The sequence below is a fragment of the Leptospira wolffii serovar Khorat str. Khorat-H2 genome (assembly GCF_000306115.2).
Lineage (GTDB): Bacteria > Spirochaetota > Leptospiria > Leptospirales > Leptospiraceae > Leptospira_B > Leptospira_B wolffii.
Genome location: NZ_AKWX02000023.1, coordinates 362848 through 380565, shown reverse-complemented (window position 1 = coordinate 380565; position 17718 = coordinate 362848). Strand labels below are relative to the sequence as shown.

Below are 17718 nucleotides of genomic sequence, written 5' to 3'. Positions count from 1 at the left end.
GAAATTTCTCCCTATATAAGGGAGAAGGAAACTGTATACTAAAGGATTGGCGCCTTACTGGGCTTTTGCGGAATTTTTTTCCGTCAAAACTTTCTCTATTTCGGGAAGCTGGCCTTCTTTAGCCAAATCTAAGGCCGTCTTTCCTTGGTTATCCGCTAAAGATATATCCGCGCCTAATTGGATCAGCTTCAAGGCCCCCTGGACATTCTTACGAAGAACCGCCTCGATCAAGGGGGATCGCCCCTCTGCATCCCTATGATTGATGTTCGTCCCCGCTTTAACGAGTACGTCGTAAATCTTAGGATCCGCGTTCGGAGATTCCGTTACGAAATGTAAGGCGTTTCTGGCTCCGATCTGTTTAGAACCGTTCGGACCGGAGATCTCCTTAAGCCTGCTGGTAAATACCGCCTTGGAGCCGTTGGCCAATAGATATTCGGCGATCGCCAAGGTAGGAGGAGAAGAAGAGCCTCCTACCGCCAAGAATAAAGGATACTCTTCCACGCCGCCCGGATCGTGATTGGGATTGGCTCCGTTTTCCACTAGAAACTTTACTAAGACCAAACTCTGATTCCGAATCGCCATGTTCAGAAGAGAAACCGGATGCTGCTCCTCTCCTTTTCGAGCCATGTATTCCACAAGAGCGCCCGACTCGATCAATCGTTTGGCCTCCGCCAAATCGTCCATGTCGGGGACCTTTACTTTTAGGATAGGAAGTAGTCGATAGAATAGTACTGAATTTCCATCCGCGTCTTGCGCGTTCAGATTGGCCCCGTGCTTGATCAAAAATTCAACCACATCCTCTCCGTCCGCAAGCATCAGGGCCGTTCGACCTTCCTCGTCTTTGGCGTCTACGGTGGCACCTTGGGCTAAAAGGGCCTCTACCTTACGCAAATCTCCTTCTTTTACGAATCGTAGAAAATCCCGATCCGTCTCCGAAGCTGCGGAGGCAGGGGTGAAGATGCAGAACATGAGCAAAATCCATACTCTCCACCCATATCTATTTAGTTTAATGACTGCATCCATTCTTTATAACACCGATATTACCTATACTGGTTTCGGGCCCGATTCTATAAATGAAATTTCCCCGGAAAAATCCGGGGATTATCCTTGACCGAGCCAGATTCTAAACTATGCCTCTTTCCCTTAGAGAGGAGTCGGCAGGGAATAGTTCCCGATAATTCCGGACGACAAGGCCTTAGACCCAAGACCAAAGCTCTCTTTTTCATATCCTTTAAAGTTGGTTTATATGACCCATATTACAGATCCTTTCGATTCATTCGATGCAATCGGTTTGGCCGAATTGGTAAGAAAAAAGAAGGCTCAGGCCAAGGACCTACTAGAGTTTTCCGCTAAGAAGATCGAAAGGTTCAATCCGGATTTAAATGCGGTCGTTCTAAATACTACGGAGCAAGCTAGAGAACAGCTTCGTTCCGGAAAAATTCCTAGGGGACCTTTTTACGGCGTTCCTCTATTGATCAAGGATATCATCCACGAAGTGCAAGGCCAAAATATCACTGCGGGTTCCAAGGCTTATAGCACTTATATCCCTACAAAGGATAGCGCATTCGTTGCCAAGCTTCGTAACGCAGGATTCGTATTCATAGGCACGACCAACGTACCTGAGTTCGCTCTTATGGGAATTACGGAGCCAAAGTTTCACGGTCCCACTAGGAACCCTTGGGATCCCGAAAGGACTCCCGGAGGATCCAGCGGAGGATCCGCCTCGGCGATCGCTTCCGGCATGGTAAGTATCGCAACGGGTTCCGACGGAGGAGGTTCTATTCGAATCCCCGCCGCCTACTGCGGACTTTACGGATTCAAACCTTCCCGGGGAAGAGTTCCCGTGTATCCGTACGGTAGAGTTTGGCAAGGAGCCTCTGCGGATCATGTACTTACCAAGACGGTTAGGGATAGCGCCGCAGTATTGGATCTAGTTTCGGGCGCGGATATTTCGGAAGCATTCTCTTTGGAAAAAAACAAATCCTCCTATCTTTCCGAAACCAGAAAGGCTCCGGGTAAATTAAGAATCGCTTATTCTTCCGAATCCCCTATAGGAACTCCTGTCCACCCCGATCATATTTCGGCTTTGGAAGATACCGTAAAACTCTTAAAGTCCTTGGGTCATAAGGTGGAACCCGCTTCTCCTAAAATCGACGGAAAGAAATTGGCGAAGGCTTACGTTACCATGTATTTCGGAGAAGTGGCCTCGGAAATAGGAAGACTCGATCGAGTGTTAGGCAGAAAGGCCAAGATGGGAGACGTGGAATCTACGACTTGGATCCTGGGATTATTAGGTCGTTCCATCTCGGCGGGAGATTTCGTGTCCGCCATCCGAACCTGGGACGAAGCCGCTTACACTAGCGAAGAATTCCTAAAAGATTATGATCTGTATCTAACGCCTACTACTGCGGAACCTCCCGCCAAAATCGGAGAACTCGCGCCCAAGCTTTATGAAGAAATTGCGATGCAAATCATAGGCAGGATCGGTACTGGAAAACTATTACTCGCAACCGGAATGGTGGATCAGTTAGTGGAAAAGAATCTTTCCCGCACGCCGTTCACTCAATTGGCGAATCTAACCGGACAGCCTTCCGTATCTATCCCACTTTCCAAAACGAATCTGGGATTACCGATCGGAATGATGTTCACCGCTAAAAGAGCGAGGGAGGATGTACTCTTTCGATTCTCCGCTCAATTGGAAAAAGCGAGACCTTGGGCGGATATCAAGAAAGCCTAAATTCTTCCGTATAAGATCGGACTTAAATCCTCGGATAGCGATTAACGATCGCTTCTTTCGAAGTTCTATCATACTTGAAGTCGGTTTTAGCCGGAAAATAGGAAGATTTTTCCGGCAATTCCCACTTTACAAATAGGGATTCTAAACTATTTACTTCCTATGTCTTTTAGTACGGACGAATTCAAAAACGCTCTCTCTCATTTTGCCTCCGGCGTCACCGTAGTCACCTTTTCCGACCCTTTAAGAAGCGGAGGTCTAACCGTGAGCAGTTTTAGCTCCCTTTCCCTGGATCCGCCTTTAGTATTGTTTAGTCTCCAGAAAAATATCGCGAGCCACGATCCCTTGCTCTCCTCGGGATTATTCACCGTAAACGTTCTTGCGTCCGACCAGGAGGAACTATCCAACCAATTCGCATCCGGAAAAATCGATAAACACGAACTCATACAAAAATTAGGATGCGACCTAGGACATAACGGAGTTCCCTTCCTGAGCGGAACCCTTTCCAGGATAGAATGCGAAGTGGAAAAGCAGGTGGACGGGGGGGATCACACTATAGTTATCGGCAGAGTTCTGGCTTCAGTCTCTGACGATAGCAAAAGACCCCTACTCTATTATCGCAGAAAATATTATAATATCTGAATATTCCAAAAACGAAGGCGGAATTCGGATTCCGCCTTCTCATTCTCCTCATAATATAGAATCAAAATTCCATAATATTCTTAAAAAACCGTCATCCTACCTCGATCCTCCGGAAAGGAATCTAAAAGACCGGCAAGAAGCACTTGCATACGGTCGGGAGGACGTGTAGCATGAGCGCAGAAATGTATCCCTTTCCATCCAAATCATTGAGAGACGTTTTGGGAGAAAAAGGAACCGAGGCCTTTGTGGATTATATTCACAAAGCTCGGGAATACGGTAGGCAAAACATGATCGAATTAACAACGGAACGTTACGAGCGTAGATTGGCCGAAGAAGTCGGATGCCTCCGCGGCGAAATCGCGGAATTCCGAACGGACACGAACACCGGGATCTCGGAACTGAGAGCGGAAATGCATGCAGGATTCGTCGGGGTCCAGGAAGAGTTCAAAGAGGTTCACCAAGAATTCGCGAAGGTTCACGGAAAAATCGGAGACATCCAGGCGTCCATCACGGCCCAAACACGCTGGATCGTAGTCTGTATTTTCGGGGTGGTACCCTTCTATATCGCCTTATTCAAACTCTTGGAATAAGGGCTTTCAGGGCATACTTCCTTTTTTTGCAAAGGAACGATTGCCCTAAAAGTGTTTTCAGAGGGGGGTAATCCGGAAAAACTGGTTCCGTAATGGAAAAAGAATCCGTTTCCCTCCAAGACGCTCTCGATCATGGGCTTACCGAATCAGAATTTAGCCAAATCCAAGAGATTTTAGGCCGAGTCCCGAATTCCACCGAGCTGGGTATATTCTCGGCTATGTGGTCGGAGCATTGCTCTTATAAAAATTCTATTCTCCAATTAAAGACCCTTCCTACCAAATCGGACAAACTTCTCGCCCAAGCGGGAGAGGAAAATGCCGGAGCCATGGATATCGGGCATGGCCTCGCTGTGGTTTTCAAAATCGAAAGCCATAACCACCCCACTGCGGTCGAACCCTACCAAGGAGCGGCAACCGGAGTAGGCGGAATCATGCGGGATATCTTCACAATGGGAGCAAGACCCATCGTCTCCCTGAATTCATTACGTTTCGGTAATCCGGACGAACCCAGAAACAAATACCTTCTATCCCGAGCCGTAAAAGGCATCGGAGATTACGGCAACTCCCTGGGTATCGCTGTCTCCGGAGGAGAATTGTTCATAGACGAATGCTTCTCTAAGAATCCTCTCGTGAACGCGATGACAGTCGGAATCGTTCGTCACGACCAAATGGCAAGCGCGACCACCGGGGGGGAAATCGGAAACGCGGTATTCATCGTGGGATCCACCACGGGTAGAGACGGAATCCACGGAGCTTCCTTCGCCTCCAAGGATCTCACCAAAGAATCGGAATCCAAACGTTCCGCCGTTCAGGTCGGAGACCCCTTCATGGAAAAACTTCTAATGGAAGCTTCTCTGGAAGCGATACAAAAGAAATTATTGGTCGGAATTCAGGATATGGGCGCGGCCGGGATTTCCTGCGCCACTTCCGAAATGAGCGCCAAGGGTAAGACAGGAATGAAGATCAACCTGGACCTAGTTCCCTTCCGCGAAACAGGCATGAACGCCTACGAAGCAATGCTCTCGGAAAGCCAGGAGAGAATGCTCGTAATCCCCAAAAAGGGAAAAGAGGACGAACTCGTATCCATATTCAAAAAATGGAATTTAAATGCGGTTCGCATCGGAGAAGTAACCGATACCGGTCTCTTGGAAGTCTATAAAGATGGAAATCTAAAGGCTAAAATTCCCGCCGATACTTTGGTGTTAGGGGGAGGCGCGCCTAGATACGTAAGGGAAACCAAAAGACCTGAGTATCTGGACAAGGTTTCCAAATGGAGTCCGGACTCCCTCTCTGACCTTAAAAAGGAAGAGATTCCGAATCTTCTTAAGAAATTATTGGGAGGCTGGAATATTTCCTCCCGTAAGCCGATCATAGAACAATACGATACCGAAGTGGGTCTAGTAAAACTGATCGGCCCTGGGGGAGACGGCGGACTCTCCGCAATTCCGGATACCGATATGGCTCTCGCTACGGCGACGGACTGCAATTCCAGATACACCTATTTGGATCCTTACAAAGGCGCGGCATTCGCCGTTTGCGAAGCCGCAAGAAACGTAGCGGTGACCGGAGCGGAGCCTCTCGGAGTCACAAACAACCTAAATTTCGCGAATCCTTATATTCCGGAAAACTACTATATGTTTTCGGAATGCGTCCGAGGAATGGGAGACGCTTGCCGCTTCTTAGGATTGCCCGTAACCGGCGGAAACGTATCCTTCTATAACGAATCTCCGGAAGGCCCCATCTTCCCTACTCCGACCATCGGAATGGTGGGAATCCTGGAAAATCAATCCGATGCGGTCTGGAACGCTCCTAAGAAAGAAGGACTCAAACTTGCGTTGATCGGAAAATTTCGCCCTTCCTTGGGAGGAAGCGAATACCAAAAAATCGTGGCCAATACGGTCCAAGGAGAAGTCCCGGCTTTCGAACTCTCCGAAGAAAAAGCATTGCTCGAATCCTTGGTCGCACTGCGTAAACAAGGAAAATTAAAATTCGCAAGAGATCTGTCCTTGGGAGGAATCGCGGTAGCGCTCTCCAAGATCGTATTACTTTCCCAATTCGGCCTAAAAGCGAATTTGAACGGAATCCGGAAGAATAGGATCGATCTCACTCTTTTCGGAGAATCCGCCGCGAGCGTTATCATCGGCTACGAGGAAAAAGACGAGAAGAATATTCTCTCCCTCGTTGAATCGAAGGGATTGGAATTCCATGCGATCGGAGAGATCTCCGGTTCCAAGTTGGTATTGGAAGATTTCGGAATCGAACTAAGCCGAGAAGAATTAAGCAAGTCCTACGAGTCCGGATTGGTAGAGGTATTCCGATGAATTCAAAATTCACGATTCTTGCAACGCTTCTTATTCTCCTTTCTTTGCTATTCTGGGATTGTAGAAAATCGAACCAAGAAATTTTAGAGTCGGCCGCCAAGAACCCTTCCTCCATCGAAAAGTTAGATTTAGGGATCGGAAAACTCGGGACGGTTCCGGATATATTATTCAGCTTTCCGAATCTGAAGTGGCTGGATATAAGAATGAACGAACTTCATTCTTTGCCGGAAAACGCAGGAGATTGGACTAATTTAGAATATTTGAATATATTCGGAAACGATATATCCGAACTTCCGGAATCCTTCCGCAAACTCCCTCATCTGAAGGTATTCTTCGCGGGGACAAACGATTTCGTCGGAATTCCTCCCCAATTGGTCGGCCCGCCGATCCAGGCAGTTTATTTGGATCAGAATAAGATAACTCTAAGCGAGTCCGATATAGATACGATTTCCTCCATGCCGACTCTCGAAGTATTGGATCTGGCCAGAAACCGAACCATAGTGTCTTTCCCTAAAAATTTGGGCTTCTTGGCGAGTCATCCGAAACTAAGAACCCTAATATTGAAGGAAACCGGCCTGAAACCTTCGCAGGTGCAAAAAGCCAAGGAATTGCTTCCGAAACTGAAGATCGAATTTTAGAATGAAAGAAGAACAAAAGAATCCATATTCAAATACCGTAATACTTCCTCAAACGGATTTCCCTATGAAGGCGGGACTCGCGACCCGCGAGCCGGAACAGGTCAAGACTTGGCAAGCCGGTAAAATCCTCCGCAAAATGAAGGAAAAAAGAAAGGGTCGTCCAGAATTCATTCTACATGACGGCCCGCCTTATGCGAACGGTAACTTCCATACCGGGCACGCTTTGAACAAGATTCTTAAGGACATGATCGTTAAGTCCAAATTCTTCGCAGGTTTCTCCACCGACATGATTCCCGGCTGGGATTGCCACGGTCTTCCCATCGAGGTCCAAGTATTAAAGAATTTAGGAAAAAAAGCCAGAGAGACGGGACCGGAAGAACTTCGGAAATTATGCAGAGCCTACGCAGAAGAATTCGTAGGTAAGCAAGGCCAGGATCTTTCCCGTTTCCTATGCTTCTGGGAAGAAGGTCGCATCTATAAGACGATGAGCCCCGAGTTCGAGGCCAAAATCGTGGAAGTATTCGGACGACTCTTCGAAGAAGGCTACGTTTACAGAGGAAAAAAACCGGTATATTGGTGTATTGAACTCGCCACTGCCCACGCGGAAGCGGAGATAGAATACTACCCTCATAAGTCCCCTTCCATCTATGTGAAGTTTCCCGTAAAAGGACAGGAAGGAAAATTCTGCCTGATCTGGACTACTACTCCATGGACTCTTCCTGCAAATCTCGCAATCAGCTTCAATCCGAAGTTTGCATATTCTTTTTATAGGACGCCTAACGGAGAATCGCTCCTTCTCGCGGACGGCTTAAAGGAAGCGGTCGAAAAGGCTGCGGAAGTGCAGCTCACCAAGGCCGAATCCGTTTCCCAAGCGGACCTTGCCAAAATGGTTTTCCGACATCCTTTCCTGGATCAGGATTCCATTCCCTTATTCGGAGAGCACGTAACTCTGGATGCGGGAACGGGAGCTGTACATACCGCCCCGGGGCACGGTCAGGACGACTATAAGGTCGGACTCGCAGCTGGCTTGGAACCCTACTCTCCTGTGGACGATTACGGTCGCTACACGGACGAATTCCCCATGATGAAAGGGATCAAAGTATGGGATGCAAATCCGAAAATCGTGGAGTTACTTCGCGAGAAGGGACTATTGCTGCATTATTCCGAATTCGAACACAGCTATCCTCATAGCTGGAGAAGCAAGAAGCCTCTTATCTTCCGCGCCACTCCTCAATGGTTCTTCCAAATGGACTATAAGGAACTGCGCGAAAAATCTCTCGAGGCGATAGACAAGGTTTCCTGGATCCCTAACTGGGGAATCACAAGAATCCGGTCCATGGTGGAAACCAGACCCGATTGGTGTCTTTCCAGACAAAGAAACTGGGGAGTACCTATCCCCGCATTTATTTGCGAAGAATGTAACGAAACCCATCTAGATGCAAAATCCGTAAAATTCTTCACGGAGCTCGTCCGCGAGAAAGGGATCGAGATTTGGTATAGCGAACCTGCGAAAACTCTCATGCCTCCCGATACGAAATGCGGTAAATGCGGGTCTTCCTCCTTCCGAAAAGGAAAAGATATTTTGGATGTCTGGTTCGACTCAGGCGTTTCCAATTTCGCCGTCCTGGAAGAAAGAGGAAACGAACCTCCGGCAGATCTGTATCTGGAAGGTTCGGACCAACATAGAGGTTGGTTCCAATCCAGTCTCTGGCCTTCCATGGCGTTACGAGGTATTCCTCCCTATAAATCGGTTCTTACCCACGGTTACGTTTTGGACGAGCAAGGTAGAGCCATGTCCAAGTCCTTAGGTAACGGTATCGATCCTACCACCGATATCATAAACGTTTACGGTGCTGACATTCTCCGTCTTTGGGTTAGCTCCCAGGATTTCCGCGACGATGTTAGAGTGGGAAAAGAGAGAATGAAGATCATTGCGGATAATTATCGCAAGATCCGCAACACCTTCCGCTATCTTTTAGGAAACCTAGCAGGACATACTCCGGATCAGAATCTGCAGCCTTCCGAATTGGAAGAAGTGGATCAGTATTATCTGTCCAGATTGGCGCATCTAACGGAGGAACTGAGAGCCCATTACGAGAATTATCAGTTCCATCAAGTGTATCAGAAATTGCTATTATTCTGTACGGTGACTCTTTCCCAAGATTATTTCGAGATGATCCGCGATAGAATGTACTGCGACCGCAGGGATTCCAAGACCAGACGTTCCTCCTGCACGGCGTTGCAATACATTCTGGAAACATTATGCATCTATTCTGCTCCCATCCTGAGCTTCACTTCGGAAGAAGTATGGAAGGAAAATGGAAAAACAGACTCTGTCTTCTTGGAAGAATTCCCGGATCTTTCCTCATTCAAAAACGGCGGATTGGAAGAAAAATTCGAACTTGCACTGCAAGCAAGGGAAACCGTACACAAAACCCTGGAATTGGCAAGACAGGCCGGAAAATTGGGAAAATCCTTGGAAGGAGCCGTGGAACTTTCGCATTCCGAAAACGGAAAACTCCAGAAAGATTTCTCCGTCCACGGTCTTGAACTGATCTTTACGGTTTCCCAGGTGGGGTTCGACAAAACGGATCGCGAAATTCTTTCCGAATTTTCCGACGAAAAATTCTCCGTCAGAGTGGTTCGTCCATCGGATCCGGAATGCCCACGTTGCTGGAGGCATCCTGCGGAAGATAGAAAAGACGGTCTTTGCAAGCGCTGCGCGGAAGCGGTCGGCTAATCATTTAAAAATAGAATACGAAAGGCGTCCTTAAAAGACACCTTTTCTTTCGGATCTTACTTCTTCTTTTTAGCCGGTTCTATATCTCCGTCTAGAACGGCGGGTTTTCCCGCCGGAATACCCAAAGTGGGAAATTGATTTCTCAGGTTGATGATATCGTAATCGTTGTATTTATTAGCCGCTACGTTCACAGTATACATTTCCTTTTTTACCTTATCGGAAAAAACGAATTTGTCGGTGGAACCTATATCGTCGTCCAAAAGATCGTAGAAGAATACGCCGGTAATTAGATCCGCAATTTCCAACCAATGCCATTCGAACTCGGCCCCTAGGATAATTAGGCCGGCCTTAGAACCGGAACTCCAATAATCCCTGTAGTCTTGGTACAACTGTTGAGTCGGAGTATGCAAACCGAAGCCGCCGTCTATATTCGTCTTTTGTCCCGTACCTACGCGTCTCGCGGAAATTGCGATCGGAACTGCGGGACCGATACCGAATTCCGCTAAAGATTCTTCGGCTATACCCAAATTTCTTTTCTGGGACCAACCGAATGTGATCGTTTGACCCGCGTAAATCGTGACTTGAAATCCTCTGGTCAACCAGACACTACCCCCGATCTGAGGGCCCAACTTCAGATTGAAACTGAATATATCCAGAAAATCTAATATTCTATCGGGAATATAAAAGGCCAAACGGGATAGAAAACTATACTCGTTCACGGTACCTTTGGGTCGATTGTATCCGGAATAACTGGATTCGGATAAGGAGTATCTGATCTTCGGAGGTAATTGTTCCAAAAGATGAACCACACGGGAATCTCCCGGATACAATCGGGAAACTATGCGGATCAATTCGGCGGCCTCGTTCACCTTCCCTTCTTTCAGACTTTGCTCCGCATCCTCCAAGAGGGAAGTAGCGGATAAATGCGCGTCTTTATAATCGGGGCGAGCCGCGCAATTCACGGATAATATTCCTAAGAATATAATAATATAAACGAACGATTTCATAATTGCGATTTCCTAAACCTTAATATCTGAACAAGAATTGGATACCGATCTGAGATCGGATATCGACGGATTTCGGAAACGGTCCCGATGCGCCTGCCGCAGAAGCGAGAAATGCCATCATATTACCGGATGTTAAAGCGTAGAAATCGGGCATCAGACTCAAATTAGTGGATTTCACGGTATTGTTCGCATAGCTATACATTCCATAGAGACCGAACGATACGGATTGGCTGATATCGTATGCGTATCCTAATTGCAATCTTGCCCCCAAGAGATCCGATTTGGTTTTAGCGGAGTACCCGTAAGGATAAATTCTCGTTCCATACGGGGAACCGAGAGTGGTCAATCCATCGACTTCTACTAATCCTACGTGAGAAACGCTTTTAAATATTTCGATTCCAAGATCTACTCTATGCTTTTCCCGGAAAGTTTCGCTATAGTTCACTCCGGTAACGAAATTATAAAATACATCTTGGTTCTTTATTTTCCGACTACGAAGAGGATCCAATCCACCGTAGACTTCGGGAACTCCGCCGGGAATATAAGTCTCTCCATAATTCGAATAATTCGATTTCAGATCGACTTCGGTTTTAAAGGACTCGACCCCTGCTCGAATCGCTAAATTCTTCCAAAATGAAGATTCGGATTTCTGGAACACAAAAAAATCCATACTATAGCCGACGCGGTAGGTCTTTAAAGTATTATTGCTAAATATAGTGGTCGAAAGCTCGGTATCACGGTAATCTGTGCCGCTATTACTCCAACTCGAATCGTAAATGTTGGATTGAGATCCGGAACCCGCCTTGGCGGAAGAATAGGAAAATAGGAAATTACTACGAAAGAACGGACTATAACGAATCCCCGTATCCCAATCTATCGTTTGTCCCTTAAAAGTGGAAATGGAAGGGATGTAATAATCCACCGTGGATCCCAATGCGTTATTCAGCATTAGGGAATTTTCCAATTTTAGAGCGTTTTTTGCCGCCGCCGAGTTTACGGACAATGAAGTTACGGCAAGTCTCATCTTCGTTTTTTGCTCTCCGAAGAATACCTCTTCCGCGTGAACGGAAAGTCCCATCAGAAACAAACAAACCGGAAAAAATTTCAAATATCTCAAATCGAATTCCTACCTATTTCACAGAAATGAACGAACCATTAGCGTTAGATACTGTTTAAAATTAAACGTTCCCAAGTCTTGCAAAATTTTTCATTTTGTCGGCAAAGATCAAATCCCTGGAGGCAATTCGTAATTTATAAAATGATAATAAGCGACCAAAATGGCAAGAAATCTAAGAATTTCGAAAATCACATGCGCAAATCCCATACCGGTCCATCCAAATCGGGATTTTTCTTCATCGAATCATATTCCCCCCAAGGAAAATTTGAGCCGTAATATCTAGAAAAGACGCCGCCATACTGATGGCCGTTATGCACATTAGAAACGTATACGATCTGCGCATCGCGATTTCCCGTTCGGATATGGATCCATAGAACGATTTTAGATTCTGAAGAATGAGTAATATTTCCCCCAAGAGCAACCCGGAGAAGAAGATCCTAGAAATAGATCCGTAAAAGAATGACCCAAGGAAAAAGCCGTAATGAAGATATATCTTCCCGATCCAGAGCCCCTGAATGATAACCGTACCGATTACACAAACCGCATGAATCGCTAAACCGATCCGATATACGCTATTGGGTTGGCACCCAGATTCCGGTTGAAACGATTTCATATATGATTCCTTAATCCTATCCGTAAAAAACCGGAAATCGGACAGGAACCTAAGAAAAAAAGGAAGTCTACCGCCCCGACTTAGGGACGGTCGTTCTCATCGGTTAGTTTAACAGGTTGATATTGCTTTCTGGGAAGGAATTTATATTTTCCAGGATTCTTCATATCGAAAGAGACCCATTTTCGGAGAGGGAGACCTTCCACTACTCCGAAGTCCACATTCTCCCCATCGGAAATTTCCGTCCCGTCGGTGGTGTGGGATAACTTAATCGTCTCCACTCGGGTCCATCGGTCGAAATCCAAGGAGGCTTCCTTGTCGACTAACTCTCGTTTGATCCTACCGAAAAGCAGATTGATCCTCCCCTTCGAGGCCCAGAGTATACAGCTCGTAATCTCGTCGAAAGAAATTACAGACTGCGTATCATCATACTTGGAAATAATCAGTAGGAGTCGATCCTCGGGGAGATTTTTGAGGGCGTAAGGAAGATCCCTCGCCAATAAATCCAGCTCATGGTCCGAAAAAACATAATCGGCAAAATAGCCCACGGAAGATCTTTTCGAATATCTTAAATTACCGAAATAATCCTTAATCCTGGCTTGATCCAATTGTATCGGATGCTCCAGAGGAGAATCTTCGTTTACGGCATCGAAATCGTCGACTGTGGAAGGCTTAATCGTAAAGAAGCCCATACTTTCGGAACGTAAAACCTTTTTCCGAAAGAAATACGCATAACAATCGGTCAAAAGAAGGGCTAATAAAACGAGAAGAACGATACGGATCGCATTGGAAGGGCGGTGAGTTCCGAACGGAAGGTTAAATTTCATCTGTGTCTCTCAGGGACTCTCTTTCATCGTATTGGAACTCCGAGGGGGAAGCTCCGGTTTCAATCGAGAGTCAGAAATTCCTTAAAGTCCGGATATTTCTCCAAAAATTCCTCGATCGTGTACAGATTTACAATCCGATCCAGTCCGGAAAGCCGAAAAACCGAATGTAGGGACTTATTTAATCCGAATATATTAACGGTCCCACGATGGTCCCGGATTTGATTTCTGACCTTAATTATGATTCCGATCCCGGAAGAATCGATGAACTTTACCAGGCCCAGGTGAAAACTCACTATCGGGGGGTAACCGTCTCGGATACTTTCTTCGAATTCTAGGTAGAAGTCCCGGGAATTATCCATTAGGATATCTTCCTGAACCGAGAGTACTAGGTGGTTATCTCGGACCAGACTTTTTAGAATCATGGGAAAATAAAACGCCGGGGATTCCGAAGTATGTCAAGAAATAAGTATCTTTGTTGATTTATTTCGGAACGAAAGCCAGGATACAAATAGAGCGGTTTCCAAGGAATCCATCCATGTCCGAATTCGATAAAACTAAAAAAACCATCGGTGTAAACAACCTAGACGATAAAGCCCGGCGGGAGATGTTTGATAAATTCCAATCTGCCGGCGGTAAGGTCGTTTCGGAAAAGGATAAAAAAAGAGAAGAAGCCCTTCGTAAACAAAAAGAACAGCCTCAAATCCGTCAGGGAGCAAGAAGCCAGGCGGGAGGAAAAGACCCTAGACAAAGTTCCAACAGCAAGCTTCCCCGCACCCAAGCGAAAGCGGCTCCGGTAACTAAAGCGAATCCGTTTTTGGACAAAAAAGCCCTCGAAGCGGAAATGGGGAATTTCTTCAATCGCATGGCGATCCGATTCAAATGTTGGATAGGAAGAGTTACCTCGTTTTCCTCCAGTGACCTTCTCCCCTCCTTCCTTTCGGAAGTAAATATCGCAGGCAAGAAAGCTCTGCTGGAAATGAATTTCGTAGGGAACGACCTTTTAGGCAACCCGGCTTACGCCTCTAAAATCGCCAAAGAATTGGATACCCAAAACCCTCTTTATATAGAGCTACTGGGTAGAATGCATAAGGTTTACGATAGCAACGAATTAGGCCAGCTTTTAGAGGCACATAACGCGGCTCCGGATCTGCCCGTCGCGATCAGTCGTGTTAGACAACCCTTATATTCGCTTTTTAAGAAATTATACTATATCTATCCGTTTCAGGGTTCCTATGTAAAAGCCGTCACCCTAGGATACCAGGCCCTCGAAAAACAAGAAGGTAAACCTTCTTCGGTATACAATACCAAGAAAAAGAGAGCTCTTCAGGAATTCGACGTATTGTACGGAACTCTATTCGATCAGCTGTATCTTGCCATTCTCCGTAGCGAGGATAAGAATATTCCATTGCTTAGCACCTACATGGAGGACCTACTCGGAATCCTACCGGAAGAAAAGTTAGGCCAAAGAAAACAAGGAGAGGAACTGGACGAAATTTCCGGAGGAGCCCACGAAGAGGAAGAGGACACCGAAGACGCTCCGGAAGAGACTCCGGTAGATCCGGAAGAAGGCCTGAGCAAGGAACTGAAATACGGCCTGAAACTCATGCGCTCCATGCCTTTAGAACAACTGCGTAAACGCCAGGATCCGAAGGGAGATCACGACCTTCTTCCTATAGCGGATAAGGCCTTTTTGACCTGGCTTTTCTTTAAGGAATTCGACGAGGAGTATTCCTTCGTGATGACCACTAAGAAAATAGACCTAAAGCCGACGATCGTCGCAGGCGCCAAAATGGATTATCGTGAAAAGTTAATCGATCTCTACGAGACGACCCGAGCTATTCACGAACAATTTCGGATTTACGATCAGTATTACAAGGAATTGGATAATCACCTCAAAAACCCGGGAGCGAATTATATCGAAGCGTCCAAAAAGACCTCCGCTCTCGAAACGAAACGTAGTCAACAATCTCGTAACGTTAGGGTCACCGCCAAGGATTTCCTACAAAAATCCACGGAACTGCTTTCCAAATTGATAGCGGACATGAAGGGCAAAAAGGAAATAGTCACCAATATGGATTCCATCATGACTTTCGATCTTATGGAATCTAAAAAGAGGTTGAATAAGAAACCCATTAAGCAATGTATTATGGAATCTTACTGTTTCGCGTTAGCTCTAGCCGAGCGTCTAGAAAACGGAGATCTTTTCGGCGGAGTTCCGGAATTATCCTCCGAAGAAATGGAAAAAGAGTTCGGCATCAAAACGGGAAACAGCATGCCTGAAAGCGAGCTTCTGGAACCCGGGACTTCCGGATCTTCCGAGGCCGACGATAACTTCGGAGTGGATCCTTCCATTCTTTCAGACTAAAAAGAAACTGCAGGTAACGAGTGACATCTGTTAAAATCACCCTTTTCCAAAAGGATCTATCGCAACCGGTCGCTCCGGAACAAAGGTCTAAGCTATCCAAGGAAAAATCCGATTTCCTGTTATTTCCATTGTATTTTCCGGGTGGAGGCGCCGGCACTCCCGAATCCCTCGCAGGAAAATCCAAAGCGCTTCTAGACGAGATCCTTGCGGTTTCGGAAGTATATAAGGGAGCGATCTTAGGCGGAGGAATGTTTCGCAGGGATGAAGAAGGAAAACTTAGATTCTCCATCCCGATCGTCCAAAACGTCGTACTCGTGGATTGGTACGATGTAAAGATTCTCAATCCGGAAGATTCCCCTGCGATTCCGGGTAACGGAGATCACGCATTGATTCTGGGAGGATTCCGGTTCGGAATACTTGCAGGAAAGGAAATCGAAGAGACTACCGTCTTTGAGAAGCTAAAAGACGAAAAAGTCAATCTAGCGTTTCATCTGGACTCGGTCCAAGAAAGCGGACTGGAATACGGCCAGGACCTGAAAAAATACGCCGACCTTTCCGCTAAGTACGGTCTTTTTCTTTTGCGGTCTTCCGGCTATGGCTCTCCGTTCGGCAAGAAAAGAATCGGCAGAAGTCTCCTCTCCACTCCCACAGGAGTCACCTGGAAAGTCGCCGAGACCGAACAGGAAAAAGAAATCATTAAAACTGTAAATATCAACGGGATCAACGGACTGTTTTAAGCTCATTCTCATTCGGCCCCGTATAGATTCCATAATGAAAAGATACAATCTCATCCAAAGAGCCGACGCCCTGATAGTTCCCCCGGCCGTCGCCCTAGTTCATTACCTTTTAAGCATATTCGGTTTTCCCATCGTATCTATAGCGGAGCATTGGCAATTGACTTCGGAAGCCTGCCTACTAGAAACTCCCTTAAAGGCTTTCCTACTCACTCACGGAGCCAGTCCTTTTTTAGGAATGATCCAATATGTCGCACTTAAGATAGGCGACGGAAACCCGGATGGTTTTTACTCATTCTTCCTTCCGTTTCTTCATATAGTGAGTTTTTTCTTCCTTAGATCCGCATTAGGACGGTTCCGGATCAAATTTCTAGGGCTGATCTTATCTGTCCTATTCCTGAATCCCCTCGCATTTTTGTATTTTAGGTATCCGTTCTACTCTACTTATCTGTTCTTCCTGACCTGTTTCCTTATTTTCGTTTTCTTTTCCAGATTCTCCGTTTCCAAAAAGTTCCTACTCTTAAGTCTTGCTATCTCTTTAGGAAGTTTCATACGTCCTGCATGGCATATAGGATTAGCCGTATTATGGATCGCTTATATGGCCTGGAACTGGAGAAGCAAGTTGTCTCCGAAGATCGTCGCGATCGGAGTCGCCTTTTTACTACTACCGTTAGGGCTCTATGCGAAAAATTATATCTATTTCGGTTCCTTTACCGGCAGCACTTGGTTCGGAATGAATTTGGCAAGATCCCACATGAGAATCAATGTACCGAATACGATTACCTCGGTTTTTCCTTTCGAAAAATTATCCATGTATAAGGGCCTGTACGACGAAAACGGCCCGCTAATTCAAAAATATGCGAACGAGCCCTGCCTTAACGAAGAGAACTTTCAGAATATCAGATATCTTTATATATCCAAAGAATACTATAAGCAGGTTGCTCCTAAGATATCCGGAAAATATACCTTACGGGTCTTTCGCTACGGTGTGGGTCATTACCTAAGAAGTCCCGGCAATTATATTCCGCTAAAGCCTTTTACGAGCAAGGTATCCGGATTCTGGAAAACTTATCCTAATGTCGATATATTCGCATATAACCTTCCGTTAGACGAAGAGCTGACTCTGTACCAGTTTTTATATCCCCTAGTGACGATCTTATTCATTCTCTCGTTCCGGAATTTGTCCTGGAAAATCAGATTGCTTCTACTACATTTAGGTGCGCTTAGTTTCCTCGCGAGTCTGGTGGATCCTTTTGAAGCCAATCGTATGCGATTCGAACTGGAGCCGATTTGGTATTTCTTCGTCTTGCTTTCTCCCTATTACTTGAATCGAATTCTCAAGAATTGGAAAAAGAAACGGCCTGAAAAGAAAGTAGCATGATTTATTTCAGAG

The 17718-nt window shown here is 46.1% G+C and carries 15 protein-coding genes; 9 read left to right on the top strand and 6 right to left on the bottom strand.

Annotated features, from left to right (window positions below; genetic code table 11):
• Positions 1–54: 54 nt before the first annotated feature.
• Positions 55–1023, bottom strand: a complete 969-nt coding sequence (locus LEP1GSC061_RS19880; RefSeq protein WP_156844606.1) for an ankyrin repeat domain-containing protein — start codon at positions 1021–1023, stop codon at positions 55–57.
• A 223-nt stretch (positions 1024–1246) separates the two neighbouring features.
• On the opposite strand from LEP1GSC061_RS19880, the gene LEP1GSC061_RS19875 reads away from it, so the two are divergent.
• From LEP1GSC061_RS19875 to ileS, 6 genes are all read left to right on the top strand, one after another.
• Complete coding sequence (locus LEP1GSC061_RS19875; protein ID WP_016547387.1) at positions 1247–2737, top strand: amidase; 1491 nt, start codon at positions 1247–1249, stop codon at positions 2735–2737.
• A gap of 159 nt (positions 2738–2896) precedes the next feature.
• A complete protein-coding gene (locus LEP1GSC061_RS19870) occupies positions 2897–3376 on the top strand; it encodes a flavin reductase family protein (protein ID WP_016547198.1) in 480 nt (159 codons plus the stop codon).
• A gap of 170 nt (positions 3377–3546) precedes the next feature.
• A complete protein-coding gene (locus LEP1GSC061_RS19865; RefSeq protein WP_016547398.1) occupies positions 3547–3966 on the top strand; it encodes an LA_3696 family protein in 420 nt (139 codons plus the stop codon).
• 92 nt (positions 3967–4058) lie between these two features.
• Positions 4059–6287, top strand: a complete 2229-nt coding sequence (purL, locus tag LEP1GSC061_RS19860) for a phosphoribosylformylglycinamidine synthase subunit PurL (RefSeq protein WP_016547168.1) — start codon at positions 4059–4061, stop codon at positions 6285–6287.
• Positions 6284–6925, top strand: coding sequence for a leucine-rich repeat domain-containing protein (locus tag LEP1GSC061_RS19855; RefSeq protein WP_016546979.1), 642 nt, complete (start codon positions 6284–6286; stop codon positions 6923–6925). Before purL ends, LEP1GSC061_RS19855 begins: the two co-directional genes overlap by 4 nt.
• Position 6926: 1 nt before the next feature.
• Complete coding sequence (gene ileS / locus LEP1GSC061_RS19850; RefSeq protein ID WP_016547296.1) at positions 6927–9665, top strand: isoleucine--tRNA ligase; 2739 nt, start codon at positions 6927–6929, stop codon at positions 9663–9665.
• A gap of 56 nt (positions 9666–9721) precedes the next feature.
• Here ileS and LEP1GSC061_RS20925 read toward each other — a convergent pair whose 3' ends face one another.
• From LEP1GSC061_RS20925 to LEP1GSC061_RS19825, 5 genes are all read right to left on the bottom strand, one after another.
• A complete protein-coding gene (locus tag LEP1GSC061_RS20925; protein WP_016546944.1) occupies positions 9722–10672 on the bottom strand; it encodes an outer membrane protein assembly factor BamD in 951 nt (316 codons plus the stop codon).
• Between the two features lie 19 nt (positions 10673–10691).
• On the bottom strand, positions 10692–11789 hold the full coding sequence (locus LEP1GSC061_RS19840; protein WP_016546996.1) for a hypothetical protein: 1098 nt from the start codon (positions 11787–11789) through the stop codon (positions 10692–10694).
• Positions 11790–12024: 235 nt separating this feature from the next.
• The gene (locus LEP1GSC061_RS19835; RefSeq protein ID WP_016547351.1) at positions 12025–12402 is read right to left on the bottom strand and encodes a hypothetical protein; all 378 of its coding nucleotides are present in this window, start codon (positions 12400–12402) and stop codon (positions 12025–12027) included.
• Positions 12403–12482: 80 nt separating this feature from the next.
• Positions 12483–13226 carry an LA_1326/LA_4305 family lipoprotein gene (locus LEP1GSC061_RS19830; protein WP_016547406.1) on the bottom strand — a complete coding sequence of 248 codons (744 nt, stop codon included), beginning with the start codon at positions 13224–13226 and terminating at the stop codon, positions 12483–12485.
• 59 nt (positions 13227–13285) lie between these two features.
• Complete coding sequence (locus tag LEP1GSC061_RS19825) at positions 13286–13648, bottom strand: STAS domain-containing protein (RefSeq protein WP_016547069.1); 363 nt, start codon at positions 13646–13648, stop codon at positions 13286–13288.
• A gap of 113 nt (positions 13649–13761) precedes the next feature.
• Here LEP1GSC061_RS19825 and LEP1GSC061_RS19820 point away from each other — a divergent pair, with 113 nt between their 5' ends.
• From LEP1GSC061_RS19820 to LEP1GSC061_RS19810, 3 genes are read left to right on the top strand one after another with little or no spacing between them, the layout of a single operon-like run.
• Entirely contained in the window at positions 13762–15591 is a 1830-nt protein-coding gene (locus LEP1GSC061_RS19820) for a hypothetical protein (RefSeq protein ID WP_016547323.1), read from the top strand.
• Positions 15592–15611: 20 nt separating this feature from the next.
• Positions 15612–16328 (top strand): hypothetical protein, encoded by a 717-nt coding sequence (locus LEP1GSC061_RS19815; protein WP_016546988.1) that lies wholly within the window; start codon positions 15612–15614, stop codon positions 16326–16328.
• Between the two features lie 34 nt (positions 16329–16362).
• Positions 16363–17706, top strand: coding sequence for a hypothetical protein (locus LEP1GSC061_RS19810; RefSeq protein ID WP_016547184.1), 1344 nt, complete (start codon positions 16363–16365; stop codon positions 17704–17706).
• Positions 17707–17718 lie beyond the last annotated feature (12 nt).

Bases quoted from the DNA above. Each gene is read 5' to 3' on its own strand.
- LEP1GSC061_RS19880 (WP_156844606.1), bottom strand. From the start codon at position 1,023: ATGGATGCAGTCATTAAACTAAATAGATATGGGTGGAGAGTATGGATT.
- LEP1GSC061_RS19875 (WP_016547387.1), top strand. From the start codon at position 1,247: ATGACCCATATTACAGATCCTTTCGATTCATTCGATGCAATCGGTTTG.
- LEP1GSC061_RS19870 (WP_016547198.1), top strand. From the start codon at position 2,897: ATGTCTTTTAGTACGGACGAATTCAAAAACGCTCTCTCTCATTTTGCC.
- LEP1GSC061_RS19865 (WP_016547398.1), top strand. From the start codon at position 3,547: ATGAGCGCAGAAATGTATCCCTTTCCATCCAAATCATTGAGAGACGTT.
- purL (WP_016547168.1), top strand. From the start codon at position 4,059: ATGGAAAAAGAATCCGTTTCCCTCCAAGACGCTCTCGATCATGGGCTT.
- LEP1GSC061_RS19855 (WP_016546979.1), top strand. From the start codon at position 6,284: ATGAATTCAAAATTCACGATTCTTGCAACGCTTCTTATTCTCCTTTCT.
- ileS (WP_016547296.1), top strand. From the start codon at position 6,927: ATGAAAGAAGAACAAAAGAATCCATATTCAAATACCGTAATACTTCCT.
- LEP1GSC061_RS20925 (WP_016546944.1), bottom strand. From the start codon at position 10,672: ATGAAATCGTTCGTTTATATTATTATATTCTTAGGAATATTATCCGTG.
- LEP1GSC061_RS19835 (WP_016547351.1), bottom strand. From the start codon at position 12,402: ATGAAATCGTTTCAACCGGAATCTGGGTGCCAACCCAATAGCGTATAT.
- LEP1GSC061_RS19830 (WP_016547406.1), bottom strand. From the start codon at position 13,226: ATGAAATTTAACCTTCCGTTCGGAACTCACCGCCCTTCCAATGCGATC.
- LEP1GSC061_RS19825 (WP_016547069.1), bottom strand. From the start codon at position 13,648: ATGATTCTAAAAAGTCTGGTCCGAGATAACCACCTAGTACTCTCGGTT.
- LEP1GSC061_RS19820 (WP_016547323.1), top strand. From the start codon at position 13,762: ATGTCCGAATTCGATAAAACTAAAAAAACCATCGGTGTAAACAACCTA.
- LEP1GSC061_RS19810 (WP_016547184.1), top strand. From the start codon at position 16,363: ATGAAAAGATACAATCTCATCCAAAGAGCCGACGCCCTGATAGTTCCC.